At 43.2% G+C, this 25,555-nt stretch carries 27 protein-coding genes, 1 tRNA gene and 2 pseudogenes; 17 read left to right on the plus strand and 13 right to left on the minus strand.

Annotation, left to right across the window (positions count from 1 at the left end):
- The first annotated feature begins 168 nt into the window (after nucleotides 1-168).
- Nucleotides 169-759: a beta-class carbonic anhydrase gene (locus tag AUL54_RS13640; protein WP_095241440.1), complete on the plus strand. Its 591-nt coding sequence runs from the start codon at nucleotides 169-171 to the stop codon at nucleotides 757-759.
- Between the two features lie 2 nt (nucleotides 760-761).
- Nucleotides 762-2,351: a SulP family inorganic anion transporter gene (locus AUL54_RS13645; protein ID WP_049627467.1), complete on the plus strand. Its 1,590-nt coding sequence runs from the start codon at nucleotides 762-764 to the stop codon at nucleotides 2,349-2,351.
- Between the two features lie 44 nt (nucleotides 2,352-2,395).
- On the opposite strand, the gene AUL54_RS13650 is transcribed toward AUL54_RS13645, so the two are convergent.
- On the minus strand, nucleotides 2,396-2,716 hold the full coding sequence (locus tag AUL54_RS13650) for a MazG nucleotide pyrophosphohydrolase domain-containing protein (RefSeq protein WP_060964191.1): 321 nt from the start codon (nucleotides 2,714-2,716) through the stop codon (nucleotides 2,396-2,398).
- Nucleotides 2,717-2,831: 115 nt separating this feature from the next.
- On the opposite strand from AUL54_RS13650, the gene AUL54_RS13655 reads away from it, so the two are divergent.
- Nucleotides 2,832-3,407, plus strand: a complete 576-nt coding sequence (locus tag AUL54_RS13655) for a TIGR00730 family Rossman fold protein (RefSeq protein WP_047477263.1) — start codon at nucleotides 2,832-2,834, stop codon at nucleotides 3,405-3,407.
- Nucleotides 3,408-3,415: 8 nt separating this feature from the next.
- Here the strand turns inward: AUL54_RS13655 and AUL54_RS13660 are convergent, their stop codons facing one another.
- The 3 genes from AUL54_RS13660 to AUL54_RS13670 form a co-directional block, all read right to left on the minus strand.
- The gene (locus AUL54_RS13660) at nucleotides 3,416-4,300 is read right to left on the minus strand and encodes a hypothetical protein (protein WP_235588372.1); all 885 of its coding nucleotides are present in this window, start codon (nucleotides 4,298-4,300) and stop codon (nucleotides 3,416-3,418) included.
- Between the two features lie 134 nt (nucleotides 4,301-4,434).
- Nucleotides 4,435-5,811 (minus strand): MFS transporter, encoded by a 1,377-nt coding sequence (locus AUL54_RS13665; RefSeq protein ID WP_060964193.1) that lies wholly within the window; start codon nucleotides 5,809-5,811, stop codon nucleotides 4,435-4,437.
- A 43-nt stretch (nucleotides 5,812-5,854) separates the two neighbouring features.
- Nucleotides 5,855-6,985, minus strand: coding sequence for a 2-methylaconitate cis-trans isomerase PrpF family protein (locus AUL54_RS13670; RefSeq protein WP_060964194.1), 1,131 nt, complete (start codon nucleotides 6,983-6,985; stop codon nucleotides 5,855-5,857).
- A gap of 173 nt (nucleotides 6,986-7,158) precedes the next feature.
- On the opposite strand from AUL54_RS13670, the gene AUL54_RS13675 reads away from it, so the two are divergent.
- Nucleotides 7,159-8,019 (plus strand): LysR family transcriptional regulator, encoded by an 861-nt coding sequence (locus tag AUL54_RS13675; protein WP_060964195.1) that lies wholly within the window; start codon nucleotides 7,159-7,161, stop codon nucleotides 8,017-8,019.
- Nucleotides 8,020-8,060: 41 nt separating this feature from the next.
- Here the strand turns inward: AUL54_RS13675 and clpP are convergent, their stop codons facing one another.
- Together clpP and AUL54_RS13685 are read right to left on the minus strand one after the other, a co-directional pair.
- Nucleotides 8,061-8,657 carry an ATP-dependent Clp endopeptidase proteolytic subunit ClpP gene (clpP, locus tag AUL54_RS13680; RefSeq protein WP_003151513.1) on the minus strand — a complete coding sequence of 199 codons (597 nt, stop codon included), beginning with the start codon at nucleotides 8,655-8,657 and terminating at the stop codon, nucleotides 8,061-8,063.
- Between the two features lie 232 nt (nucleotides 8,658-8,889).
- Nucleotides 8,890-9,864 carry a LacI family DNA-binding transcriptional regulator gene (locus AUL54_RS13685; RefSeq protein WP_060964196.1) on the minus strand — a complete coding sequence of 325 codons (975 nt, stop codon included), beginning with the start codon at nucleotides 9,862-9,864 and terminating at the stop codon, nucleotides 8,890-8,892.
- A gap of 364 nt (nucleotides 9,865-10,228) precedes the next feature.
- Between AUL54_RS13685 and AUL54_RS13690 the strand changes: the two genes are divergently transcribed.
- From AUL54_RS13690 to AUL54_RS13705, 4 genes are all read left to right on the plus strand, one after another.
- Nucleotides 10,229-11,461, plus strand: a complete 1,233-nt coding sequence (locus AUL54_RS13690; RefSeq protein ID WP_060964197.1) for an MFS transporter — start codon at nucleotides 10,229-10,231, stop codon at nucleotides 11,459-11,461.
- 14 nt (nucleotides 11,462-11,475) lie between these two features.
- Entirely contained in the window at nucleotides 11,476-12,945 is a 1,470-nt protein-coding gene (locus AUL54_RS13695; RefSeq protein ID WP_060964198.1) for a glycoside hydrolase family 32 protein, read from the plus strand.
- 251 nt (nucleotides 12,946-13,196) lie between these two features.
- A tRNA-Arg gene (locus AUL54_RS13700) sits at nucleotides 13,197-13,272 on the plus strand.
- Nucleotides 13,273-13,736: 464 nt separating this feature from the next.
- On the plus strand, nucleotides 13,737-14,336 hold the full coding sequence (locus AUL54_RS13705; RefSeq protein WP_223609738.1) for a hypothetical protein: 600 nt from the start codon (nucleotides 13,737-13,739) through the stop codon (nucleotides 14,334-14,336).
- Between the two features lie 705 nt (nucleotides 14,337-15,041).
- On the opposite strand, the gene AUL54_RS13715 is transcribed toward AUL54_RS13705, so the two are convergent.
- Nucleotides 15,042-15,353: a hypothetical protein gene (locus AUL54_RS13715; RefSeq protein WP_045925896.1), complete on the minus strand. Its 312-nt coding sequence runs from the start codon at nucleotides 15,351-15,353 to the stop codon at nucleotides 15,042-15,044.
- A 16-nt stretch (nucleotides 15,354-15,369) separates the two neighbouring features.
- A complete protein-coding gene (locus AUL54_RS13720) occupies nucleotides 15,370-16,788 on the minus strand; it encodes a lipase (protein WP_060964199.1) in 1,419 nt (472 codons plus the stop codon).
- 110 nt (nucleotides 16,789-16,898) lie between these two features.
- Here AUL54_RS13720 and AUL54_RS13725 point away from each other — a divergent pair, with 110 nt between their 5' ends.
- Nucleotides 16,899-17,186 carry a DUF1433 domain-containing protein gene (locus AUL54_RS13725; protein ID WP_029973541.1) on the plus strand — a complete coding sequence of 96 codons (288 nt, stop codon included), beginning with the start codon at nucleotides 16,899-16,901 and terminating at the stop codon, nucleotides 17,184-17,186.
- A 271-nt stretch (nucleotides 17,187-17,457) separates the two neighbouring features.
- On the opposite strand, the pseudogene AUL54_RS21230 reads toward AUL54_RS13725, so the two are convergent.
- A pseudogene (locus AUL54_RS21230) lies at nucleotides 17,458-17,817 on the minus strand (hypothetical protein); the annotation flags it as partial.
- A 21-nt stretch (nucleotides 17,818-17,838) separates the two neighbouring features.
- Here AUL54_RS21230 and AUL54_RS13735 point away from each other — a divergent pair.
- From AUL54_RS13735 to AUL54_RS13755, 5 genes and pseudogenes are all read left to right on the plus strand, one after another.
- Nucleotides 17,839-18,153, plus strand: a complete 315-nt coding sequence (locus AUL54_RS13735) for a DUF1433 domain-containing protein (RefSeq protein WP_167388664.1) — start codon at nucleotides 17,839-17,841, stop codon at nucleotides 18,151-18,153.
- A 444-nt stretch (nucleotides 18,154-18,597) separates the two neighbouring features.
- A complete protein-coding gene (locus AUL54_RS13745; protein ID WP_060964203.1) occupies nucleotides 18,598-18,912 on the plus strand; it encodes a DUF1433 domain-containing protein in 315 nt (104 codons plus the stop codon).
- Nucleotides 18,913-19,048: 136 nt separating this feature from the next.
- On the plus strand, nucleotides 19,049-19,333 hold the full coding sequence (locus tag AUL54_RS13750) for a DUF1433 domain-containing protein (RefSeq protein ID WP_060965103.1): 285 nt from the start codon (nucleotides 19,049-19,051) through the stop codon (nucleotides 19,331-19,333).
- 260 nt (nucleotides 19,334-19,593) lie between these two features.
- Nucleotides 19,594-19,743: pseudogene (locus tag AUL54_RS20770) on the plus strand (DUF3237 family protein); the annotation flags it as partial.
- A gap of 21 nt (nucleotides 19,744-19,764) precedes the next feature.
- Nucleotides 19,765-20,253, plus strand: a complete 489-nt coding sequence (locus AUL54_RS13755; protein ID WP_045925902.1) for a phenolic acid decarboxylase — start codon at nucleotides 19,765-19,767, stop codon at nucleotides 20,251-20,253.
- 62 nt (nucleotides 20,254-20,315) lie between these two features.
- Here AUL54_RS13755 and AUL54_RS13760 read toward each other — a convergent pair whose 3' ends face one another.
- Nucleotides 20,316-20,834, minus strand: coding sequence for a spermidine/spermine N(1)-acetyltransferase (locus AUL54_RS13760; protein ID WP_060964204.1), 519 nt, complete (start codon nucleotides 20,832-20,834; stop codon nucleotides 20,316-20,318).
- Nucleotides 20,835-20,953: 119 nt separating this feature from the next.
- On the opposite strand from AUL54_RS13760, the gene AUL54_RS13765 reads away from it, so the two are divergent.
- Together AUL54_RS13765 and AUL54_RS13770 are read left to right on the plus strand one after the other, a co-directional pair.
- On the plus strand, nucleotides 20,954-21,583 hold the full coding sequence (locus AUL54_RS13765) for a YczE/YyaS/YitT family protein (RefSeq protein WP_060964205.1): 630 nt from the start codon (nucleotides 20,954-20,956) through the stop codon (nucleotides 21,581-21,583).
- A gap of 102 nt (nucleotides 21,584-21,685) precedes the next feature.
- Nucleotides 21,686-22,216, plus strand: coding sequence for a dihydrofolate reductase family protein (locus AUL54_RS13770; RefSeq protein WP_060964206.1), 531 nt, complete (start codon nucleotides 21,686-21,688; stop codon nucleotides 22,214-22,216).
- Nucleotides 22,217-22,245: 29 nt separating this feature from the next.
- Here the strand turns inward: AUL54_RS13770 and AUL54_RS13775 are convergent, their stop codons facing one another.
- The 3 genes from AUL54_RS13775 to slrR all read right to left on the minus strand — a co-directional run bounded on the left by AUL54_RS13775 (nucleotide 22,246) and on the right by slrR (nucleotide 24,602).
- The gene (locus AUL54_RS13775; protein ID WP_049627452.1) at nucleotides 22,246-22,446 is read right to left on the minus strand and encodes a hypothetical protein; all 201 of its coding nucleotides are present in this window, start codon (nucleotides 22,444-22,446) and stop codon (nucleotides 22,246-22,248) included.
- A 156-nt stretch (nucleotides 22,447-22,602) separates the two neighbouring features.
- Nucleotides 22,603-24,066: a carboxylesterase/lipase family protein gene (locus AUL54_RS13780; protein WP_060964207.1), complete on the minus strand. Its 1,464-nt coding sequence runs from the start codon at nucleotides 24,064-24,066 to the stop codon at nucleotides 22,603-22,605.
- 80 nt (nucleotides 24,067-24,146) lie between these two features.
- On the minus strand, nucleotides 24,147-24,602 hold the full coding sequence (slrR, locus tag AUL54_RS13785) for an HTH-type transcriptional regulator SlrR (protein WP_003151541.1): 456 nt from the start codon (nucleotides 24,600-24,602) through the stop codon (nucleotides 24,147-24,149).
- Between the two features lie 245 nt (nucleotides 24,603-24,847).
- Between slrR and AUL54_RS13790 the strand changes: the two genes are divergently transcribed.
- Nucleotides 24,848-25,555 carry a YveK family protein gene (locus AUL54_RS13790; RefSeq protein ID WP_060964208.1) on the plus strand — a complete coding sequence of 236 codons (708 nt, stop codon included), beginning with the start codon at nucleotides 24,848-24,850 and terminating at the stop codon, nucleotides 25,553-25,555.

Here is a 25,555-nt window from a genome sequence, read left to right on the forward strand (position 1 = left end):
TATAAAGATAAATTTTATTATTTTTGAAAGATATAAATGAATATAATCTGAATTTACAGTTAAATTATCGTGTCTTTTTTTGAAAGCGCTTTTGAGGCCTTTTTCTGTGCTATAATTCCTTACTGTAAGCTGGGTAAGAAGGCTTGCAATACAATCGGATGGGAGATGATTAGAAAAATGGTTTCTTTATCAAGCATTTTGGAGCACAACCAGCAGTTTGTCCAAGAAAGGAAATATGAACCTTACCAAACGACAAAATTCCCTAAAAAAAAGCTTGTCATCGTATCCTGTATGGATACAAGGCTGACGGAGCTTCTGCCGCAGGCGATGGGACTCAGAAACGGCGATGCCAAAATCATAAAAAACGCGGGAGCCATTGTTTCTCACCCATTTGGAAGTGTCATGCGGAGTATTTTGGTTGCCGTTTATGAACTGCAGGCTGAGGAAGTCTGCATCGTAGGTCACCGCGAGTGCGGGATGTCGGGATTGAATGCGGCTTCCATATTAAATAAAGCAAAAGAGCGCGGCGTGGAGGAGAAATGCCTCAGCCTTTTGCAGCATGCGGGAGTCGATTTGGAGACATGGCTGTCCGGTTTTCACAGCGTCGAGGAAAGCGTGGCTCACAGCGTGAATATGGTCAGGCACCATCCGCTCCTGCCTGAAGAGGTGCCGGTGCACGGGCTGGTGATTGATCCGGGGACGGGGACGCTGGATGTTGTTGTTGACGGCTATGAAACAGTCAAAGGGGGATGCAGCTGACCATGCAATTTTCCGGCAGATATCATGGATACAATTTGCAGAAATTTCAGAAAGACTTGGTCGCAGGAATTGTCGTCGGAATTGTAGCAATTCCTCTGGGCATGGCCTTTGCCATCGCCTCCGGGGTCGGTCCGGAATACGGGCTTTATACCGTTATTGTGGCCGGAATTCTGATTTCGCTGTTGGGCGGCTCTAAATATCAGATCGGAGGGCCTACGGGGGCGTTTGTTCCCATTTTATTTGCCATTGTGATGCAGTATGGTTTTGAGAATTTACTTGTAGCCGGTTTCATGGCAGGCGTGATGCTCGTCCTGTTCGGCGTATTTAAGCTCGGGAAGATTATGAAATTCGTGCCGAAGCCGGTGATTGTCGGATTTACGGCCGGAATCGCAGTGCTGATTTTCTCAGAGCAGATCGCCCATTTTCTCGGTCTGCGCGATATTCAAAAGCATGAAAGCTTTATCCTTAACATTGCGGAGATCGGCAAAAAGATCGGAACCTTTAATTTGTACAGCATTTTGATCGCGGGAATTGCTTTGGCCATTTTGCTGTTATCAGCGAGACTGATGCCGAAGATTCCGGGCGCGCTTGTGGCGCTGCTTGTATCTACAGCCGCGGCGGTCGTGTTTTTCCCTGACAAGATGGCGACAATCGGTTCTGCTTACGGAGAGATTCCGCGGCAGCTTCCGGCTTTTCAGCTTCCGGATTTCTCAATTGATAACATGATCATGATGTTTCCGTCGGCTCTGATCATTGCGCTTCTCGGCGGGCTTGAATCCATATTATCGGCGATGGTCGCGGATAATATGAAGGGATCACGGCATGACAGCAATAGGGAGCTTGTCGGGCAGGGCATCGCCAATATGGCCGCGCCGCTTTTCGGCGGCATACCGGCAACGGGAGCGATTGCGCGGACCGCAACAAATATTAAAAACGGCGCAGTTTCTCCGATTTCCGGTGTTGTCCACGGAGTCACCGTCCTCCTCGTCCTGCTCGTCTTCGCCCCGCTTGCCGTTCACGTACCGCTGGCAAGCATGGCGCCGGTATTGATGGTTGTGGCTTGGAACATGAGTGAACGGAGGGAAGTCGCCAATATGATGCGGCTGAAAAACACTGATTCATTCGTACTGGCGGCAACCTTTTTACTGACGGTTCTGTTTGATTTAATCATCGGCGTGTCTGCCGGTCTCGTGCTCGCCTTTGTTTTCTTTATCAGAAAAATGAGCGAATCGACAAGCGTCAAAACACCGCATGCCGCCGTCAAATCGGTTAAAAACGATTCGTCCGTCAGCACATATTCCATTGAAGGGCCGCTGTTTTTCGGTTCGATTGATTCATTGGAATCATCATTGCTGGAGAGGCTTCAGGAAAAGCCGAAAACGCTTATTCTGCTGATGAATAATGTGCATTACATGGATACTTCCGCAGAAGCGGTGCTGGGGAATGTCATGAACCGGATCAAACGCCATAACGGCAGATTGATGATCGTCGGATTGCAGTCTCAGCCGAGGGAGCTGATCCGAAAGACGGGGCTGTTTCATAAAATCGGAAAACAGCACTTCTTTGAGCATCAGGACGAGATAACGGGGTAAATTCAGGTGCGGCCTGTCCATGAAAAAGCGGACAGGCCGTGTTTTTATTCGGTTTCAAAACGTTTAATCAGTTTTTCCTGATGGGCTCTCATCGCATCTTCTAAGGTGATTCCGTACTTATCGGCGAGGATGGCGAGGTTTCCGAGGACGTCACCCATTTCTTCGATCAGCTCCTGCCTGCGTTCTGACTGGGTCGCGTCCTTTTCATCCGGCCGGTCCCTGCCGATTTCATATGCTCTTACCGCCCGGGCGAGCTCACCCGCTTCTTCCATTAAAAAGCCGATTCTGATAAATGGTCCGTACGCCGTCCATCCCCGTTTTTCGTAAAAGTCTTTCAGCCATTGTTCTGTTTCTGCGATCTGCATGTGAAACACTCCTTATGTCCTGTATGATTCTTATTGATATTATCATATAGAGATGGGACAATATATAGTGTATTTTGATTTATTGATGTACATATATAGATGCGGAGATGAAAAAATGAAAACGATTTGTGTATTTGCGGGATCAAATCCGGGGGTAAATGAAGAATACAAACGCAAAGCGGCCGAACTCGGTGAATATATGGCGGAGCAGGGAATCGCCCTTGTTTACGGCGGTTCACGGGTCGGTCTGATGGGAACCGTTGCCGACGCGTTAATGGCAGGCGGCGGAAAAGCTGTCGGCGTCATGCCGAGCGGACTGTTCAGCGGAGAGATTGTTCACCAAAATCTGACGGAGCTGATTGAAGTCAGCGGCATGCATGAACGGAAAGCGAAAATGAGTGAACTTGCCGACGGGTACATTGCCATGCCCGGGGGTTTCGGAACATATGAAGAGTTATTTGAAGTGCTGTGCTGGGCGCAAATCGGCATTCATCAAAAACCAATCGGACTTTACAATGTGAACGGGTATTTTGAGCCGATGATGAAGATGGTCAAGTACAGCATTCAGGAAGGATTTTCGAATGAATCTCATTTGAAGCTGATCCACAGCTCCTCCCGCCCGGATGAGCTGATTGAGCAGATGAATCGGTATACATACCCGATTTTAGATAAGAAATGGCGGGAATTGTAAGGAAGATTCTATAAGCAGCCGTCAGCATCAAGATGAATCAGCTCCCATTGTCCGGAGCTGTTTTTTCTCAGCTGTTTGACTAACACGTCTGTACCATTCGTGAGCTGAAAATAGACAAAACGGTAATGACCGCCGTCTGTCCCGTCAAAATCAATTGTTTTGACATAACCATTCTGCCGGACGGGCCACCTTTTTTTAATAAGCTTGCACCAGCTGCCAAATTTGATATCAAGGCTGGTTTCTGCATTGTGCTGCCACAAATGGTAAGCGACACACAAAAAATCTTCACCATACCAAGTTATTCGTCCGATCAGAAACCGGCCATTGTGTTTTTCCAACTGGACAATACCGTGATAATAAGCGAAAAATGTGACGTTTTGATTTGAACCTTGAATGGTTTCGATCTCAACGAAATAGCGCAAGCCTTCAAGCTGATTCAATTTGATCAAATGGGTCTGACCGATACCTTCAAATGAGGCAAGAAAAGCTTTGTAGGAATGTTTCTTACGGCAGGCCGGAGAGAAAAAGGCATAGGCAAGCGGAAAAGGAATGCGGGCCTGGCCGACTGTACCGCACCCCCCGGCTTTTTCGTCCGTAAGATTTTCGGCTTCACGTAAAATACTGAAATAATGTAAGATCGTTTTTTCCGGAGCCAAAGTGAGGGATTGGGGCAGATGAATGTTTTTCCAAGGCCTATCAATATAAGGATTAAAAAAGGAACTTTCAATTGCTGTGTTCAGGACAGGCAGACAAGAGGGTCTGAAATATGTTTCGGCATCAACTGCTCTGTAGGAAGATGGTTCGGCGGTTGCATCTAAACCATTCTGATCGGAAAGTTCTCCGCCCATAAAATACCTTTTCTTTCTGGGGAAAAACCGTTTTCTCCATCTCATGCGTATCACGCCCTTTCTTAAAGATAAGACATATGTATGAGAATAAGGTGAGAAAGAGACTGCGGTTGAGATTGAAAGAAGAACATCCATTTCCTCTGAGGAGATGGATGTTTTGCGGTTTGAGGTGTATGCGTTTACAACTTTTGCTGCGCGAATGTGTCTTCTGATATGAAATCATCCTGCTGCATCTTTTGTTTTTTTGACCCGATTCCAAAAATACCGACTGTCAGTGCACAAAGGAGCCAGCAGCCTGTAAAGAACAAGAAAACACTTAAAAATCCGTAGCCTGAATACAGGAAACTGACGACAAAGGGACCGGCTACATTCGCAAGACGTCCCACACCGTAAGTGAGACCATTTCCAGACGCCCTGGCTTCAACCGGATATAATTCCGGCGTATAAGCATATGCGATCGAACTGAACGTACGCTCAAACATATGCATGAGAAATCCGCATATGACAATGACCATCGGCAAAGGATTGATGCCGTAAATGAATCCAAGCGCCATAATAATGAACGATAAAACAGAAATGGCCCACTTACGATCCACACGGTCAGAGATTTGCGACGCAATGAGAGCGCCGAGCGGGGCACCGATCGTTCCCAGAGTGACGTATACGATAGACTCATCCATTGATACGCCTTCTTTCACCAAAAGGGTGGGAACCCACGTGCCAAAGCCTTGAATGGCAATCGTGGAAGCTGCCCACATCGTCATTAAAACAACAGTTCTTCCTGCTAATGGCTTTTGAAATAGCGTCCGATAAGGAACGGATTTTACAGCGGTTTTTCTGCTTTTTAGAGCCGGAGCCGGTTCAGGCAGTTCACCCTTTTCTTTTTCTATTTTTGCTTCAAGCTCAAGCAGAATGCGGTGTGCCTGTTCGCTTTTTCCCTTCGTATCCAGCCATTTCGGTGATTCTTCCAGTTTTCTGGCGATCAGCGGAAAAAAAATACCGACCGCGCCGAATAGAAAGATAAACCGCCAGCCGTAAGAGGCGGACGGCACAACCAATTTAGCCACCCAGCCGGCTGCAGGAATTCCGCATATGCCTATCGTAATACAGATTGCCTGGTATTTCCCCTTGGCTGCTGATGGGAAAAATTCGCTGATATACGTACTGGCCACAATCGTCGTGGCGCCGATACCCAAACTCGTAAGAAATCTAAAAACACCGAGTATTTCTGGATTCCAAGACAGAGAAGAGAGGAGGGAGAAGAAAGAGAAAAAGGTGACAACCAGAATTAAACCTTTTTTCCTTCCGAAACGGTCTGAAAACCATCCTCCGGCAGAGGCGCCGATAAACATTCCGAAATAGGAGACAGACGTAATAAAAGCGATGGTATGAGTGGATATGTTCCATTCCTTTAAAAGTGAAGGCGCCGCATATGAAAACGTATTTAAATCAATAAAATCAAAAAAGTAAGCGAATGAAAGGATAACGAGCACCGCTTGATGAGCCCTTGAAAAAGGCAGTCTGTTCAGTCGATTAGACACGTTTACATTGATCATCTCGTATTCCTCCGTTTATCTTTGACTTGTCTGGGGGCTTGTATTAACCAATGTGATTCAGCGTATTCATGTTGTAACTTTGTTTAGTAAACACATAGCCTTCAGAGATTTTTCTTGCTGTGCGTACTACTTTAATCGTTGTTCCGTCTGGATCAGCATCTGCTTCGGTTTTTAAAATGCCGCTTGGATGCCCTAATCGGATCGTTTTTCCGGAGAATGAAAATTCAGATAATATTGTATCCTGCAATAACATGCCGGCGGTCGTGCATACCGCCCCTGTAATGGCTAAAGCTTGATGCGGTTTTTGCATGGACATCATACGAATGACAAGGTCCATCTCATGAGCGTGTCTCTTTATCCCTTTTGTATCTATATAATCCGCTGGAGATGAGATTAAAGTCAGTTTTGGTACGGCCGGTGATTTTGCCGAAGCCTCATGTCTCGGAGCGAATCTGCATTTCTCGGCTGCAATTGATCGGATTATTTCGAGCTTTTCCAATATATCCGGAGTATATTCGTCCGGAAGTTCTATGCCGGTAAGCCCCGCGTCCTCTGCTTTTACAAAGACAAGCGGATTGGCGTAATCAATAATCGATACGGAGATATTCCCATACGGTGTATCGAGAACATCAATAGGCTGACCGGTCGGAAACAGTTTTCCGGTCACCGCCCCTTCAGCCTGGTGAAATGAAAGATAAATAGGAGAAGCTGTACCTGGAACCCCCGGAATCGAGCAGTCTCCCTGATAATGAAATGTTCCGTTTTTGACTTCAACTTCTGCTGCGATCACTTTTTGAGTGTTCGTGTTTAAAATTCTGACTGTTGTCACCGGCTCTTCAGCTTGAACGAGCCCCTTCTCAATAGCATAAGGGCCTACGGCAGAAGAAATATTTCCGCAATTGCCTTTGAAGTCGGTAAATTTGTCAGTGAGACTGACCTGCGCAAATGTATACTCAACATCTGCGTCCTTTCTGGCAGATTTCTTAATAATGGCTGCCTTGCTTGTGAGAGAATGGCCGCCGCCGAGGCCGTCAATTTGTCTCTCGTCAGGACTTCCCATGATGTCTAAAAGAAAATCGCTCCATAGGTTTGTATCGTCTGGCATGTCTTTTTGAAGAATAAAAACGCCTTTGCTGGTGCCGCCTCTCATGACGGTTACAGGAACTTTTTCCATGCTGTCTCATCCTTACATCATTTTGTGTGGATAAAAAGGTACCGGTCCCTTTGGAAAATATCGTATGATAAATAAGGATTATAAGTAAAACATATAATTTTTATAAAGTTGAATAAAAAACTTTTATAATAGGAGAAAATTTTATAGCAGAAAAATATTTTGGGGGATTTTATATGGATGAAAAGGATTGGGCTGTACTCATTACATTATTCGAGGAAAAAAATATGACGAAGGCGGCGGAGCGGTTATATATGACACAGCCGGCATTAAGTTATCGGCTCAAAAACCTGGAATCGCAATTCGGAGTGCGCCTTTTTTATAAAAGAAAAAAAGGGATGGAATTCACTTCAGAAGGTGAATATCTGGTTGAATATTCGAAAGAGATGCTGCAGGAATTCAGAAAAATGAAGGATGATATGCTCAATATGAGTCGTGAAGTCAGCGGGGTTCTCAGATTAGGAGTCTCAAGCAATTTTGCTCAGTATAAGCTCCCGGCGATTCTAAAACGGTTTTCTGATCAGTATCCGTCTGTTCAATTCCACGTCAATACGGGATGGAGTGCGAAGGTGATGGATCTGCTTCATCATTCGGGGGTACACCTTGGGATTATGAGGGGAAATTATGATTGGCAAGGGGAAAAACAACTGTTAAATGAAGAGAGGCTGTACCTTATTTCAAAAACTGAAATCAACAGTGAGGACCTGCCCACATTGCCGATGATTTATTATCAAACTGATGCCTCTTTGAAAAGTCTGATTCAAAAATGGTGGAATAATCAATTTACTGAACCGCCTTTCATTGCAATGGAGGTAGACAGACAGGAAACCTGTAAAGAGATGGTGAAAAACGGTCTCGGTTATTCTGTTGTGCCGGAAATCTGTCTTCAGCCTTCTGATGAATTATACACATTGGCGCTGTCTTATAAAAATAACGAGCCTGTGATACGTGATACGTGGCTTATGTATGATTCTTCAGCGTTAGAATTGTCTGTCGTCAAAGCATTCATTACTTTTTTGAATGAAGATAAAGCATAAAAAAACCTGCAAGAGTTTGAGACTCTCTTGCAGGCAGGATATTACTTCTGGTCTTCCGTATTGCGTGTCAGCACTTTATCGATTAAGCCGTATTCTAAAGCTTCATCAGCTGATTTGAAGTTGTCGCGGTCTGTATCGCGCTCGATCACTTCAAGCGGCTGGCCGGTACGTTCAGCAAGCACTTTGTTTAATTTATCGCGAAGCAAGAGAATGCGTTTTGCCGCGATTTCAATTTCTGTCGCCTGTCCTTGCGCTCCGCCAAGCGGCTGGTGAATCATGACTTCACTGTTAGGAAGCGCGTAACGTTTGCCTTTTTCACCGGCTGCAAGTAAAAATGCTCCCATAGAAGCGGCCATCCCGATGCAGATTGTAGATACTTTCGGTTTAATGAACTGCATTGTATCGTAGATTGCCATACCGGCAGTGATTGATCCGCCAGGGCTGTTAATGTAAATGGAAATATCTTTTTCAGGGTCTTCCGCTTCAAGGAATAAAAGCTGTGACACGATGGAGTTCGCAACGTTGTCATCAATCGCAGATCCAAGCATGATAATACGGTCCTTCAAAAGACGGGAGTAAATGTCATAAGCTCTTTCTCCGCGGTTCGTTTGTTCAATGACTGTAGGTATTAAATTCATAATGCTCCTCCTTCACCTTTTAGGTAAGTATGTATTTACATGATACATTTTTGGTCAATAAAGGTCAAACAAAACGCTGACCAAAATGCGAACCTTTTCTTCTAACACCATTTTTCCCATAAAACAAAAAGTTCAAACAGCAAAGTGGAAATGGGTATTAACAACGCCGGCGCTTGAGAAAATGATATGGCCTGAGCAGCCGAAATAGAACGCTGGCGTGCCGTACGGCTGATTAAGTTGTCTGACCTTCCAGAAACCTCACCGGCAAATACGTTTCCAGCGGCAAATCATCAAATTCGCCTTCAATTTCTTTTACTAAAATCTCGATGGCTGTTTTGGAAATCAATTCGATCGGCTGCTGGATGGTTGTCAATTCCGGAAGAATCGATTGAATGGTTTCGGTGCCGTCATAACCGATCACTTTTAATTGAGTCGGGATGTCTTTTCCCCGTTTTTTGGCCTCGGTCATGACTGCTGCCGCCATCAGATCATCACTGGCAAAAATGCCGTCGGTGTCAGGCTGTTCATCGAATAACGATGAAATGATGTCACGGTCATGTTGATAAAAGGGTACTTCATATGTAATGGGCTGCCTTCCGTGTTTACGCATGACATCTTCGTATGCTTTTCTTCTGAGGTTTGCCGGTGTTTCGAGTTCAAGCGGGCCGTTGATATGGACGATGTGCCGGCACCCTTTTTCGATCAGCAGTTCCGCCGCTTTTTTTCCGCCGTCATAGTTGTCTGAGCCGACGACGGGAATTGAATCCGATAAGAAATGATCAATGGCGACAATCGGCAGATTTTGCTTATGATAATTGAGAATTCCCCGGTTGTAAGTCACGGCGATCACGCCGTCCACTTGGTTTCTTATCAGCATCTCCACATATTTTTCTTCTTTATCCTTTCGATGTAAACTGTTGCAAAGCAGCAGTTTGTAGCCCATGGACGTACAAATGCTTTCAATATGAAAAGCGAGTTCGCCGAAAAACGGGTTGCCGGAGTTCGGGATGATAAGCCCTATTAAATTGGTTCTTTTACGGAATAAAGAGCGGGCGAGATCGTTTGGAAAGTAATTGATTTCTTCCATTGCCTTGTACACTTTTTCTTTTGTTTTTTCGCTGATATAGCCGCGGTTATTTAATACCCGCGAAACGGTTGTAGAGGAAACTCCCGCTATTTTTGCAACATCGTGAATGTTAGGCTTCATTCCCTTGCCCTCCTGCTTTACTGAAATGGCTTACAATTCTCGTCACGCACTTATTTTAGAGAATCGGGCTGACATGCGCAAGGAAATTCCATATTTCTGCTAGGGGTGCGTTTTGTTTGATTTGAATAATCAGAAATTTTATGTCAACCGATTGACATATGAAACCGGTTGACATACAATTCTTTTTGAAAGCGCTTTACAAAGAGGGTGAAGGGAAGTGACGGCGGCTGTTCGCGTAATGCAGCTAAAGTGAATTACCGGACAGCGCTAAAAAAGAAAGCGCTTACTTTATAGCGAGAGGGAATGACGTGGCTCAGCGGTTCGGGAACGTGGATGAAAAGGTCCTATTAAAGGAGCGGTGAAAATGAAAAACGCAAAAAGTCTGTATTGGAAACTGAGTGCTTATTTTTTCTTTTTCTTTTTTACTTGGTCTTCCAGCTATTCTTTATTTGCGATTTGGCTGGGGCAGGAAATCAATTTAAACGGGTCAGCGACAGGCATTATTTTTTCTGTAAACGCCGTATTCGCCTTGTGCATGCAGCCTCTTTACGGTTTTATTTCTGACAGATTGGGGCTGAAGAAAAAGATCTTATTTATGATCAGCTTTCTTCTCTTATTTACAGGTCCGTTTTATATTTTCATCTATGGACCGCTTTTACAGTACAATGTCTTTCTTGGCGCCATTGTCGGAGGCCTGTATTTGGGAGCCGGCTTTTTGGCGGGGATAGGCGCGATTGAAACGTACATTGAAAAGGTCAGCCGAAAATATCATTTCGAGTATGGAAAATCAAGAATGTGGGGCTCATTGGGCTGGGCGGCGGCTGCATTTTTTGCAGGGCAGCTTTTCAATATCAATCCCAATATCAACTTCTGGATCGCGTCTGTTTCAGCCGTCATTTTAACGGCCATTATCATGTCTGTAAAAATCGAAATGACCGATCACGAGAAAAACAGAGCGGATTCGGTCCGGTTAAAAGATGTGGGGCGGCTCTTTTTATTAAAGGATTTTTGGTTTTTTATGATGTACATTATCGGCGTGACCTGCATTTACGGCGTATATGATCAGCAGTTCCCGATCTACTATGCGTCTTTGTTTCCTTCAGTGGCGATAGGCAACCAAGTATTCGGCTATCTTAATTCAGTCCAGGTATTTTTAGAGGCCGGCATGATGTTTCTTGCGCCTTTTATCGTCAATAAGTTCGGAGCGAAAAAGAGTTTGATTCTAGCGGGGTTTTTAATGGCTTTCCGCATCGTCGGGTCCGGAATTGCAGTTGAGCCTGTAGGGATTTCATCAATGAAACTCATCCATGCACTGGAACTGCCGATTATGCTGATCGCCGTTTTTAAATATTTGGCGGCCAATTTCGATACGCGTCTTTCGTCCGTCCTTTATCTCGTCGGTTTTCAATTTGCATCTCAGGCAGGCGCGTCGATTCTGTCGCCGCTGGCGGGAGGATTATATGACAGTGCGGGGTTCCGGCAAACCTATCTCATCATGGGAATGGTCGTCTTTGTTTTTACCGTCATCTCCATATTTACTTTATTGGGCCCGAAACAAAACAGCAGGCGTGTCCAGCATCTGCAAAAAATCGGATAGAGAGGATGTTACAAATGGATAGAATTCAGCAGGCGGAAGAAGCTTTGAAGGAAGCCGAGGGTAAAGTGAAACAAAGATATCGATTGGGGTACCATATTATGCCCCGGGCGAATTGGATCAATGATCCGAACGGGCTTATTCAGTTTAAAGGAGAATACCACGTCTTTTTTCAGCATCATCCGTATGATGAGCATTGGGGGCCGATGCATTGGGGACATGTAAAGAGTAAAGATCTCATTCATTGGGAGCACCTGCCGGTTGCCTTGGCTCCGGGTGATGCATTTGATCAAAGCGGCTGTTTTTCGGGAAGCGCGGCCGATGATAACGGACGCCTTACTTTAATCTATACAGGTCATAATATGATTGATCAAGAGAAAGACCTTTTCTATCAAACTCAAAATATTGCGGTCAGCCAAGATGGGGTTGTGTTTGAAAAGCTTCAGGAAAACCCGGTTATTGCGGCACCGCCGGAAGACAGCGCCCGTCATTTCCGCGATCCGAAAGTATGGAAGCATCGCGATGATTGGTATATGGTCATCGGCAACTCCACAAAAGAAAACGTCGGACGGGTCGTTTTATACCGTTCATCTGATTTGCGTGATTGGGAATACGCAGGTGTTCTCGCCCAAAGCGACGGTCATCTCGGCTATATGTGGGAATGTCCGGATTTCTTTGAATTAGGCGGCAAACATGTCCTGCTGATTTCGCCACAGGGTATTGAAGCGAACGGCGATTCATATAACAATTTACATCAAACCGGTTATTTAATCGGTGACTATAATGATGAAACAAATACATTTGCACATGGCGCTTTTACAGAGCTGGATTACGGCCATGACTTTTACGCCGTGCAAACATTACTGGATGATAAGGGACGCAGAATTGCTATCGGCTGGATGGATATGTGGGAATCCGAGATGCCGACAAAAGCGGACGGATGGTGCGGTGCATTGACGCTGCCGCGAGAACTGACATTGCGTGACGATCATAAACTTTTGATGAATCCCGCGGAAGAAACCAAACAGCTGCGAACAAAGGAATACCGGGAATGTGCCGGCCGGCAGGTATCAGGGAGTTACGTGGCAAAGACGTCCGAAGACCTGCTTGAAGCCCGAGTCGTGTTTGATATCAACGATTGTGATGCCGAAACGGCAGGTTTTAAGATTCGCGGCCTTGGTGAAGAAGAACTTGTACTTAAGTACAATCTAACGGATAAAAAATTGACACTTGATTGCACCAAAATGGGGAAAGTAAAAGACGGTGTGAGAAGAGTGCGGCTGGATGCAAGCGGCAAGCTGGCGCTGCGGATATTTATTGACAGATCTTCGATTGAAGTATTCGCCAATCATGGAGAAGCAACGATGACAAGCCGTATCTATCCGAAAGAGGGCAGATTGGGGCTTGAGCTATTTTCTGAGAAAGGCGCTGTAAAGGTTGAGGAATTCACCTATTGGACGTTAAAAGACATTTGGAAAAAAAGCTGAAACGTGCTTTTTCTGAAGTGACTGGAAAAGTACTGAGCAGCTGAAATGACTGATCGCATCAGGCGTGTGAACCTTTTGAAAACCAAGCCGTTATGCGGGGCGGGATTATGCTGCATGGGGACGCTGCATAATCCCGTTACTATACATACATCACTGCAGCATAAGCGCCGTAAAGTTTACTATTATTGAAAAAGTGTTGCTTTCTGCGCGTGTCTTTATTATAATATAAAGGTATCTGATTGAAAAAACGTGCGCTCGTAGCTCAGTTGGATAGAGCGGTGGTTTCCGGTACCACGTCTGTCGGGGGTTCGAATCCCTCCGAGCGCGTCATAAGCATGAGATAGCTTTAAATGAATAAAGCTTAAAGAAGTCGAAAACCCTTGCCGCGCAAGGGTTTTTCTTTGTTTCGATGGACTTATTGGGAACCCGAGAAAGCGTTAAAAAACGTTATTATTTCATTTCGTTTTACGCAATCTTTGCACATGGCTTTGAGTCGTATCAATACTAGCAAGTCCTAATCGTTTTGCTACATCATAAATGGATTTTATCTTGTTTGGTGAAAAACTAAAAATATCAATCCAACTATAAAGCCGATCGTTGAAAAGATTGTATGATAATGATTGTTACCAATGTCTTAAAATGAAAGCGTCGTTGATTAATAGAAAAAAGCTCCTTCTTATTTTAGAGAGGCTTAACTAATATATTAATAGAACTTTAAAATGTAAAACGGGGTTTCAATTTAATTGGTAAATATGATAACATTTAACATGTAATAAAATTGGTAGAAAGGAATGATTAAAGGAATGAGGAAGTTGAAGAGTAGTGCGATTATCATTTTGTCGTCGGTCGCTCTTTTGGTCACTGTCCTGTTAAGCACTCCTGCCAACACCGTAGAAGCAAAATCAATCATGAAGAATTTAACTTCGGAAGAGAAGATCAGCGAAGCATTAAAACAAGTTACTGAGGCTGATTACGAAAAAGCAGAGAAATTTGTTCAAAGTGCATTAAAACTCAACGATGATTTTACATACACCATAGATGTTGAAAAAGCTAAACAAATTGGCTATTCAAGCGAAGAATTATTTAATATGTCGATGTTTTATGAAAGTATTCCGAGCAAACAAGTAAAATGGTTAGAGGAAAACAAAGGTGAAAAAGTTGAAATCAACGGGGATGCCTCAGCGACATTTGTACCAGCTATCCCTTGGGTAGTTTATATTGCTTTGCAAGAGTTGCTTGCCCTTTTGACAGCAATCGGGCTTGCTGGATTAGCTCAACAGTTTTTGAAAGAAGTCTATAATGCTGGAATGAATAAAGCGTGCAGAAAATTTGCGAAGAAAAACAAATATATAAAGAGTTTCTGTAAGGCAAACGGTTATCCAACCAAATAAGAAAAAGCCTCCTGTAAGGGAGGCTTTTATATTACCTCAGCACAAGCCATAATGTCGTAACGACAGCAACCATAAAGTAATCTCCGTCAGTAAGCTTAGTACCATTTTTAATTAAGACATTCGCTACCCAATTGGCTTTTGTTCCTTCTGACGCATTGAGGGCTACCTTCTTACCAACATTATAATAAACCACTTTAAATAAATAATACACTAACGTACAGAACAAAAAGAGCAATATGAACTTTCCTATGAAGAATAACACTCTTCAATCACTCCTTCCTTACAATACCCATTATTTTACCAAATAAGGGTTTTGTTTAAAAGAGGATATAGCCTATCCGTAAAAAAACTACTCGTTTAGTTTCCCGATGGCTTTTCCTGCAGCGTGGCGGTCTATCCTTTTTTCCAAGCATGCCGTTTTTAGCAGCTTGAACATCGTCAAGAATACGCGCGATCTTATACAATAAACCCCTTGTTTTGTTAATGTTCATGATAAGCTTCTTTTATTCTCCCGCTCTCACTTCCCGCCGGATACTCATTCCGACTGATGGATCACATTTTAGATTCAACATGTTCTTTTGCAAAAGGATTATCAAAAAACCTTATATATCAACGTTCATAGAGGTATATGATACATTCTCCGAGCGTTTCAGTTAAGACGATAGGAAAAACCTCGCAAATAATAAATCTGCGAGGTTTTTTATTTTACCTTGTTTTGAAACTGTTAATGAATGTGTCCCTGTTATTTTCGGTGCCGGCAATCAGCCGCGCACTTTCACTGATCCGCTGTGCGAGAGCTTTTTGCGCCTTGCCTTCGAAGCTGTTCAATAAAGCTGAGTAAACTTCATATAATTCATCTTTCAATGTGTCCATTTCGAATGTCGGTTTCAGCGTTTGGCGCACTGTTTCCAGTTTTGTTCCCGCTGCCTGCGTCATGACGGTTTTCAGCATTTGCCGCTGCAGCCTTTTCTTCATCGGGTCGTCCTTGTGTTCTAAAAGTTCGTCTAATGTCGGCATTATGTATCCACCTCTATCATCTTAACCAGTTTGCGAGCATCTGGTCTTTTTCCTGAAATTTGTCCGCTATTTTATGTAAGAATCCGCCGATTTCTTCAAGGTCCGTGATCGCCGCCTGCAAGGAATCAATAAACGCCTGCTCAGCCTGAGTGTCGTAAAAAATCGGGCCTTTGTCGTAGGATTGCGCAATATCTTCAATTGTATTGGTCACGTCCTGTGCTTGAAGCTGATCAAACAAGCCGTGTCCGACTTGGCCGTAAAATTCTGTTTTCAGCTCGGCGATTTTTTCATCGTGCTCCTGATAGGCGTTCTGCGCTTCTTTTTTCATCGTCCGCAAATCCTCAGTCATGGCCTGCACCTTTTCAGCCAGCTTCTTTGCGTTTTTCGGCGTAACTTTTATCGCGTCTCCGCTTCCGATCGCACCGGCCGGCAGAAGAGCGCCGAGATTTTTATCGAAGACTAACTCATCTCCGTTCGGATTTGTGATGTTTCCGTTTCGGTCAAATATGAAATTCGCTTCGTTTAAGCCGTGTGTATCCGGATTTCTCAGAATGACGGTAGTAAAGAAATAAGCGAGATTCTTGCTGATCTGCTCGTTTAAGTTCCCATCAAGCCGCTGCTTTCGGCTGAACTGTGAGAGTGAGGGGTTTTTCGTATAAATCGTTGTCCCGTTATGGCGGTCATATTCGTTCCAATAACCCGCCCCGACCATGTCGTCCGGATTGATAATTGACCGGATGTAAGGATCGTATATGCCGCTGTTGATGTCTTTCTGTGTTTCTTCATCGTGCAGTTTCACGACGGAAGGACTGTTAAACGCAACGGCATAAATATCATTATTCACCGCGCTGTATTCGGCCTCAGCGCCGCCGAGTGAATGGCCGGTTGTTGAAATAATCGTTGACGTTCCGGCATACTTTTTCTTTACGCTGCGTACCAGCTGATCGGCTTGATCGATTTGTGATGTTTTCGTTATCAGCTTATACTTTCCGGTTGTGAGCATGGCGTCTTGAGAGGGCGTTCCATTGTATTTTCCGAGTGTTTTCGAGGTATCCTCCGCGTCTTTTTTTACAATATAATACACTTCTTTTTGCGGATCATTTCCGAAAACAATATTCCCGCCGTCCGCTTTTGCGCCGTCATTGATCGGGTCTTTTCCGATATCGGTTCCGGCAAAGGCGACGACCACGTTTTCTGGATTTTTTGATTTTACCCATTTTCCGTTTTTCTTTTCAGCTTGTGACAGAACAACCGCGTCAAGTCCGGTATCGTTGTCCGATTTTATTTGATCGACGTACCATCTGGTGGGAGATTTAAATTTTAATGGCTTTTGTGTTTCTAAGTGATTTTTAAGAGTTTCATAATCATAAGATATTTGGCTTATATAAAAGTATTCTTGGTCACTGATATTTGTTACATTGATGTTTTTAGACATGTACAACACCCCGGAGTTGATGTAAGATTAATCTAAGAAAGGATGAGTTTATGAAGAAATACATAATTATCCTAATCTTTGTAATAATTATAGCATTAGGAGGTATTTACATGAAGTACCAACATGATAAAAAAGAAGCAGAACAAGAACTTTTTATCCAAGCGAAAAATAAAATGGAAAGCTATATAAAAGCTAATTACAAAAATATAAAGCAAATTACATACATTAACGATTATAAAATAAATCCTATGGGTGGTATTTCCGTGAAGGGGTACTTGAATGGTAATAAGGAAAAAGAATTTTTTGGACTTTATGACAAAACGAATGATGAAATAGGAGTTTCGTCAGTCGATGCGGAAGAGAAACCCGAATGTCAGGAAAAAGAATGTGAATACTAAAAAAGACGCTGGATTTGAGAAGAATTCTTTATGATTATTTTATTGATCTTTAGCTGGCGAAAATACAGTTTAGTGATTTTTGAATAGTGTAATTCCAAACGAATTTGCCGGTTTATATGATCCTCCAGATGACAAAATAGGGAGCTCTTCTGTGGACACTGAGGAAAAATCTTAAGACGCCTAACTGGCGTCTTTATTTTTGTATTATTGGCTGGCCCAAAAACTCTAACGGATAAATCCCTTTCCTTAAAGAGTAGCCATTCTTCTCCTTGTAATACACTTCTTTTTGGGGATCATTTCCGAAAACAATATTCCCGCCGTCCGCTTTTACGCCGTCATTGATCGGGTCTTTTCCGATATCGGTTCCCGCAAAGGCGACGACCCCGTTTTCGTGATTTTTTGATTTCACCCATTTTCCGCTTTTTGTCTTGATGCCTTTTGAGAATATAAAGTCATCAAGATCCGTTATCAGAATCCTGCTTCACTTCCTCAACATACCAATATGAGGCTAACATTTTATAATTGTAAGATGCTGGGGACTCAAACGATAATATACTTTATCTGTGACATTAGAGACGGTTATTTCTTTTCCTTTTGTGAAATATACATCACGTTTCTTATATTGTAAAATAGTTCCGAAAGGATGATACGCATGAGAAAATACATTATTATCCTAATTGTTATAATTATAGCAGTGGGAGGTTTTTTCGTGAAGCATCAATATGATAAACATAAAAACGAAGAAAAACTTGTGATTGAGGCGCAAGAGCACATGAAGAATTACTTGAAAAAAGACTATAAAAATGTACAGGAAGTTCATTTTTCAAAAGACTACAATATCAATCCGACAGGCGGAGTTGAAGTTTCAGGCTACATAAATAATAATAAAGAAAAAGAATTTTCCGGTATATATGATCCAACGAACAAGGAGATAGGGATTTCAGTGGTCAATGCCGAAGAAAGGTAAAATACCCACCTCAGGATGAGTGGGTATTTATTTTGTTTAATTATCTTACAAAATTCGTGATATGTTTCTCATACGGTTCAAACCTATTCCTGAGATCAATCGACTCTACCGTCTCATTTGTCGATTAACGGTAACCGCGTACAAATATCATGACAACTCAACGATAGGAAAAACGTCAGATCAGCATTTTACTCGCTTTAAGTTCCAATCTTAACTTGTCAGCAACAATCGCGATGAATTCTGAATTTTTCCGAAAACAATATTCCAGCAGTCGTATGTACTCATTGTTCTCTAATTTCCTTTTAAGATAGTCATAATTATAAGCACGTTGACTCATCCTGTAATATGTTTCATTTGTCAGGCTTGAAGTCCTGATTTTCTTGCTCAAGATATATAGCACCTTTCTTGTCATGTAAAATAGGGTAGGGAAAGGGATGATTTTTTTTGAAAAAGAACCTTATTATTGTATTAATGTTAATTATAGCTGTTGGAGGATTGATTATGAAGCATCAATATGATGTGAAAAAGGAAGAAAAGGCTCTTTTTGAAAAAGCCCAAAGTAAAATGACCGAATACTTGCACCGCGAGTATAAGGGAATAGAGAAAATTTCTTATGATGATTATTTTATTGATCCAACTGGCGGAATCACAGTTGAGGGGTATCTAAACGGCGATAAAAGTAAAGAATTTGATGGCTTATATGATCCTGTAGGTGACAAAATAGGGAGCTCCTCTGTGGACACTGAAGAAAAATCTTAAGACGCCTAAATGCCCCGGATGTCACCGGCCATTTTTTCTAGTCCGAGAGCTCCATCATAACTCATGGGAGGATGATTCTGTGAAAACATACATGATTATCTTCATGGTTATCTTTATAGCAGCCGGAGGTTTTATAATGAAGAGTATGAATGATAAAAATGTTCAGGCTGAAGAGATAAAGATTGCTCAGAAACGAATGGAGAAATTTATCAAAGCGAATTATGAAGGAATACATAACGTTACATTTAAAGATAAATATGAAACAGATCCAATGGGCGGGATAGAGGTATTTGGCTATTACAACGATGATACATCAAATAAATTTGACGGTATTTATGATAAGGCAAATGACAAGATTATGGGACACACTATAGATGCTGTGAGAAAGAAAGAATGTAGAGATAAAGATTGCGATTATTAATAAAGACGCTCGTCTTGTATGAGCATACACTAAACGAAAAAGACAAGGGTTCGGCATGTGCCGCCCTTGTCTTTTTGTTGAACACCTCTTTTTTCGGGTAAACTTTATCAGAGGCAGCTCATTATTTGACAGTCCATTTTAACAGCGTTACAATTAAACGTGTAAATAGTTACATGTTTAAATAAACATAATATCTCGGGAGGTGATACGTTCTTGAACGAACCTTCTTTAAAAAAGTCATTTATGAGTCAGTGAACGGCATCATAGATCCCGAGCATGTTTATTTTCGCACTGTGCCTATGTTTGAAACAAGCAGTGAGGCATATCAGTTTCTGCAGGACCGGCTGTTTATCGGGGCTGCGGTCAGATTGCCGGATGACATTCGGTTGGATATTTATGAAGTTCAATAATGATATGGAGAGTGAGTCGACATGGAAAACTTTATCGGAAGCCATATGATTTACACGTATGAAAACGGCTGGGAGTATGAAATTTATATTAAAAATGATCATACGATCGACTATCGGATTCATAGCGGTATGGTAGGCGGACGCTGGGTGCGCGACCAAGAAGTGAATATCGTAAAGCTGACAGAAGGCGTATATAAAGTGTCATGGACTGAACCGACAGGCACAGACGTTTCATTAAACTTTATGCCGAATGAAAAACGGATGCACGGGATTATTTTCTTCCCGAAATGGGTGCATGAGCATCCGGAAATCACGGTATGCTATCAAAATGATTACATTGATGTGATGAAAGAGTCACGTGAGAAATATGAGACGTATCCTAAATATGTCGTTCCCGAGTTTGCGGATATTACGTATCTCAACAATGCGGGAATCAATAACGAATCATTGATTTCAGAAGCGCCGTACGAAGGAATGACAGATGATATTCGCGCAGGAAAATTAAAATAATAGAAAAAACCCGGCTCAGCTGCCGGGTTTTTTGTATATGAAATCAGGAAATCCTGCGGTTTTTACGACAGGGTCTTTGTCATAATAAAGTCGACTTGTTCGTCATCCCCCATATAAAAAGAGTGTTCTCCCGTTTGGATAAACCCCATTTTTTTATAAAAGGCGATTGCGTTTTCGTTTTTTTCCCATACGCCAAGCCAGATTTTCTTTTTGTTGTGTTCGGCAGCGATTTTCACAGCTTCATTCAGCAGATATTTGCCAAGCCCGTGTTTCTGGTGGTTTTTTCTTATATAAATTCTCTCAATTTCCAGAAAATCATCACCCATTTTTTCTGATTGAGCTTCATCCATGTTGATTTTTACATATCCCGCAAGATCATCATCATAATAGACAAAATAGAATTGTGAAGACCGATTGGCTAATTCCGTTTTCAGCTGTTCGGAGCGGAATGCATTTTCCAAATAAGCCTTCATATTTTCAAGTGAATTTTGATCTGTAAATGTATCATTGAATGTTTCAATGCTTATCTCACGGAGTGCTGTTATATCGTCGAGGCTGCATTTTTTTAATTTGATGCTCATGTTCATACAGCTCCTTTCTTATTTATGAAATATTGTAATTGCAATAAAAATACCGTATATTAAACATAACGTGATTTTATTGTATTTGCAACATAAAATATGAAAATGAGGCCGGTAAAATGAAATATGGTTTTTATGTTTTGGGAATCATTATATTGACTTTTGGTATTTCTGTCACGATTCAATCTGATCTTGGAACGTCGCCTTTCGATGCGCTAATCGTGGGGCTGTCTGTACATGCCGGGCTGACTGTGGGAAGCTGGGAAATCATCATAGCTTTCCTGTTAATATGCTGCAATTCAATGTTAAAAAGACAAAGACCGGAATTTTCAGGGATGATTACGGCGTTTATAACGGGAATCGGGATTGATATGTGGCTGTTTTTCCTGCATCGTTTCATAGTGCCTGAACCATGGTACGAAAAAGCGGGTTGTTTTGCCATCGGTTTGGTTGTGATCGGGATTGGAACCGCGGCTTATCTGCACACAAATTTCGCACCAATCCCGGTTGATCGGTTAACGTTGATTATCCGCGAATTAACAGGAAGAAGCATCTTTTTTTCAAGAACGGTCATTTACTTCGTGTTTTTCATATTGGCATTGATCTTAAAAGGTCCGGTCGGCATCGGGACGTTATTCACCGTTTGTTTAGGAGGGCTCATCCTTCATTTCTTTATGCCGATTACTGGAAGATGGATAGACGGTATCTTAACAGCATCTGAAAAGCAAAAAGAAACGAAAAATCTGTGATAGGCTTTAATGATCTTAAAATCTCCTTTATACTCCTTTTCATCATGAGCTTACGGTATAATTGGTTTGTATGAACTTGTAAAAAAGGGGGAGGGATTTTTCATGGGCGGTCAAAGAAAGCTCGTTTTTTACGGTGCTGTCAGCGCAGATGGCTATCTTGCGCGGGAAAATCATTCTTTGGATTGGTTAATCGGGACTGAAGGTGAAGAAGACACCGATTATGCATCTTTCTATGAATCTGTCGATACGATCATGATGGGTAGAAAAACATATGATGAAATGATGACGTTATTTCCCGAGGAGTTTCTGTATAAGGGAAAAGAGTGCTATGTGTTTTCGCGGACATTGACCGGGCGTACTGAAGATGTGCGGTTTATTCATGAAGAGCCTGCCGGTTTTATACAAGCGTTGAAACGCCAAGAAGGCAAGCGGATTTGGATTGTCGGCGGGAGTGATTTGTTGCACCCGGTTTTGGAGGAAAAACTTGTCGATGAGTTTATCATTCAGGTCGCCCCTGTTCTGCTCGGCCGGGGAATTCCGTTATTCAAACCCGGAGACCGGGAGACCGGGCTGAAGCTGACGGATGTCCGGCGCTATAAACAATTTGCGGAATTGCATTATGAAGTGAGATAAATGAAATAAAAGAAAGAAACCCAGTAAGGTTACCGGGTTTCTTTTTCATGTTTGTTTTTATGTTTTGAAATTGTGTGGGCCGGCCCGTATGAAAATCCTGCAGCCATGATGACAGCCCCTATCCATCTCACGGCATAGAAATCAGTGTCGCGCAGGAAGACAACTGAAACTAAGATCATCAGCGCCCCGATGATAACGGCAGCTGTGCCGATAATACTAGATTTCTCCATATAAAAACTCCTTTATGAATGGTGAGAAGATCAGTTATAAAGGAATATAACATATAAGGGTTAATATGGAAAATGGTATTCTGCGAAGTCGAATGACTGAGGTCTGAACTGGGATGAAAACGAAACCCCAAGGGAACCTGATCCCTTGGGGTTTTTTTATGCTTGAAACAGGATGCGGCGTTTGGCAGAATCGGGATCACTTTCCGTCGAGACGGCTGTGTTGAAAATGAGCGTCTCACGCGAGCCTGTTTCATACTGAGGCCACTGGAGCTGATCGGTGTCCGGGTTTCCTTTTTTTGCAAAGGCCAGCCATGCGGATTGCATCAGTCTGGAGAGCTCTTTTACATCTTCACCGGGCGGTTTCTGCAGCGTCTTTTTCAAAGAATCAAAGTTTCCGAACACAAACGGCAATTCCAGAGCGTGAACCGCTTTATGAAACGGCGATGTTTCGCCGTGCCAGTCAAAGCGGTACATCCAGACCGGTGCGAATCGCGACTGTCCTTGTGCGAAAGCGACAGCCGGCCGCCAGAATATCAGATCCGTCATCATATCAATTTGTCCCGTTAAGGAATGAGGATATAAGGATGCCGCTTGCAAATAGCCCTCTTCTCCAAGGTGATGGCGCAAATAATCGGCGTGCTCCCGCTCGGAATGAACAGGTGAATCAGGGGTGAAAAATAAATATCCTTCATCCCGATTGGTGCCGATAAGTATCGGTATGCCTTCTGCCGCACCGCCGTGAATCGCTTTTTCAGGTTCCTTCGGCAATGTGGCCGGATCTATGGCCGGCTGATAAAAAAGATGAAAAATATTCTGTCCCTTTATACTGTTCACTTTTCCGGCAGCTGTGAGAATGTCATCTGTCGGGAGGGTATGCAGTTTGCTCATGTCATCTGTCTGAATACCGGCCTCGCTGATAAAAGTCTCGGCAATGTCTTTTGCCATATCAGCAGTCATCGTCTGAGAGGCCCCGCTTTCTAAAATGGCTTTATGAAACAGGCCTTTTGCGCCAGGCATTGCCATAAGGGAGGCGATGCTCATGCCGCCTGCCGATTCACCAAATACCGTGACGTTATCAGGGTCCCCTCCAAAAGCGGAAATATTGTCCTTCACCCAGCGCAGCGCGGCGATCTGATCGAGCAGGCCGATATTGCCGGGATATGCGTCATGAATAGAAGACAAATGTAAAAAACCGAACGGCCCGAGCCTGTAATTAAGTGTCACCACAATGACATCTCCTTCAGCGGCAAGAGCAGAGCCGTCGTAAATCGGTTCGCTTCCGGCGCCTAAAAAAAATGCGCCGCCGTGAATCCATACCATGACAGGCCGTTTCACACCCTCTGATTCTGGGGCGAACACATTCAGGTAAAGGCAATCTTCAGATTGAGGCGGAACATCTCCGGAAAACGACATGGACAGCAAATCAGCCGGCTGCGGACAAACCGGTCCGAACGCGTCGGCATGTTTTACGCCGTCCCAAGGTGCGGGCGGCTCCGGCGCTTTAAATCTCAGCTCTTCGACGGGCGGCTTGGCGTAAGGGATGCCCTTCCATGTGCGGACACCGCGGCCGGCAGTTCCTTTTAATGCGCCGCAGCGGGTTTGAACGGTAAGTACAGTCATGACTTCATCCCCTTTTTTCTTTTCATTATATACAGAGATGAAGACATGAAGCGAATGAAATCCCTTTCACCTGCATATGATCAGTAACGCTTTCGTTCTAAAAATGACCTGACTTCCTGAACGGACAAGCCGAGTTCTTTTGCTTCCTGCATCAGCGCTTTCCATTCCTCAATGTTAGATTCAGTCAGTTTTCTGTTGCGGTAGGGTGCGGGCTCCGGCCGTTTTTCAGTCAGTTTGTTCGTAAAGGTGAACAGTTCTTCTTTCGGCATGCCTGACTGCACAGCCTGCACGAGATGAATGCGCCACTCATCTTCCGTGCCTCCCATATGATGCAGCATCGTTTCGGCATCAAAAAGCTCCGTCAGATCGACTTGAAGGGTGGCGGACACTTTTTTAAGAAATTGGATGGACGGATTTGAGTGAACCCCCCGTTCTATCTTGCTTAAATAAGATTTAGAGACTCCCGCTTCGACTGCTAGCTGATTAATAGAGTAGCCTTTTCTTCTGCGGTATAAACGTATTATTCTTCCAATCATTGTGCTGAATTCTCCCCTGCATACTGACATTTTTCCGTTCATTATAAGAAATTTTCCGTTCTTTATAAAATTTAAAATTGAAAGGTAAGTGCAGTAAATAAGAGGAAAATCACGATAATGTTCTCTAAAAAGAACCAAATGGCTTAATTTGAAATTTTCAAATTTCGAGCTTTTCTTTTATAATCCAATCATTAACAGAAGGGGGCGTTTAAGCCTGATGCAATAAGGATGAGGCTGTATATTACATGAATGAGAATATGAGTTTTAAAGAATTATTTGACATTATTAAGCACAGATTTTTACTGATTTTTATCATGACAGCAGCGGTGACGCTGATAACAGGATACATCCAATTCCGGGTGATTTCGCCCGTTTATCAGGCGTCGACACAAGTGCTCATTCATGAAACAAGCGGTGAAAAAAATTCGAATCTCAGCGACGTTCAGCTGAATCTTCATTACAGCACCACGTTTCAAACGATAATGAAAAGCCCGGTTGTGCTTGAGAAAGTGAAACAGACGCTGCATCTTTCTGAGACGGCATCCGCTTTAAAAGCGAAGATCACGACAAGCAGCGAAACCGATTCAGAAATCATCACCGCAGCGGTGCAGGATGAGAATCCGAAAAAGGCCGCCGCTATAGCGAACACGCTGATGAAGACATTTAAAAAAGAAGTCCGTGACAGGATGAATATAAAAGGCGTCGTCGTTTTGTCAGAGGCGAAAGCATCGGAAAGCCCGATGGTCAAGCCTTCGCGCATCCGGAATATCATGATGGCATTCGGTGCGGCTCTTATGGCCGGTGTGACGCTTGCGTTTTTTCTCCACTTTCTTGATGAAACCGTTAAGAGCGAGCGGCAGCTCAGCGAAAAAACGGACTTGCCCGTTTTAGGGGTTGTGTATGATATCAAAAATCAGCAGACACGGTCTGATGAAAAACATTTCGGGGAGTGA

The organism is Bacillus sp. SDLI1, assembly GCF_001553895.1.
Lineage (GTDB): Bacteria > Bacillota > Bacilli > Bacillales > Bacillaceae > Bacillus > Bacillus siamensis.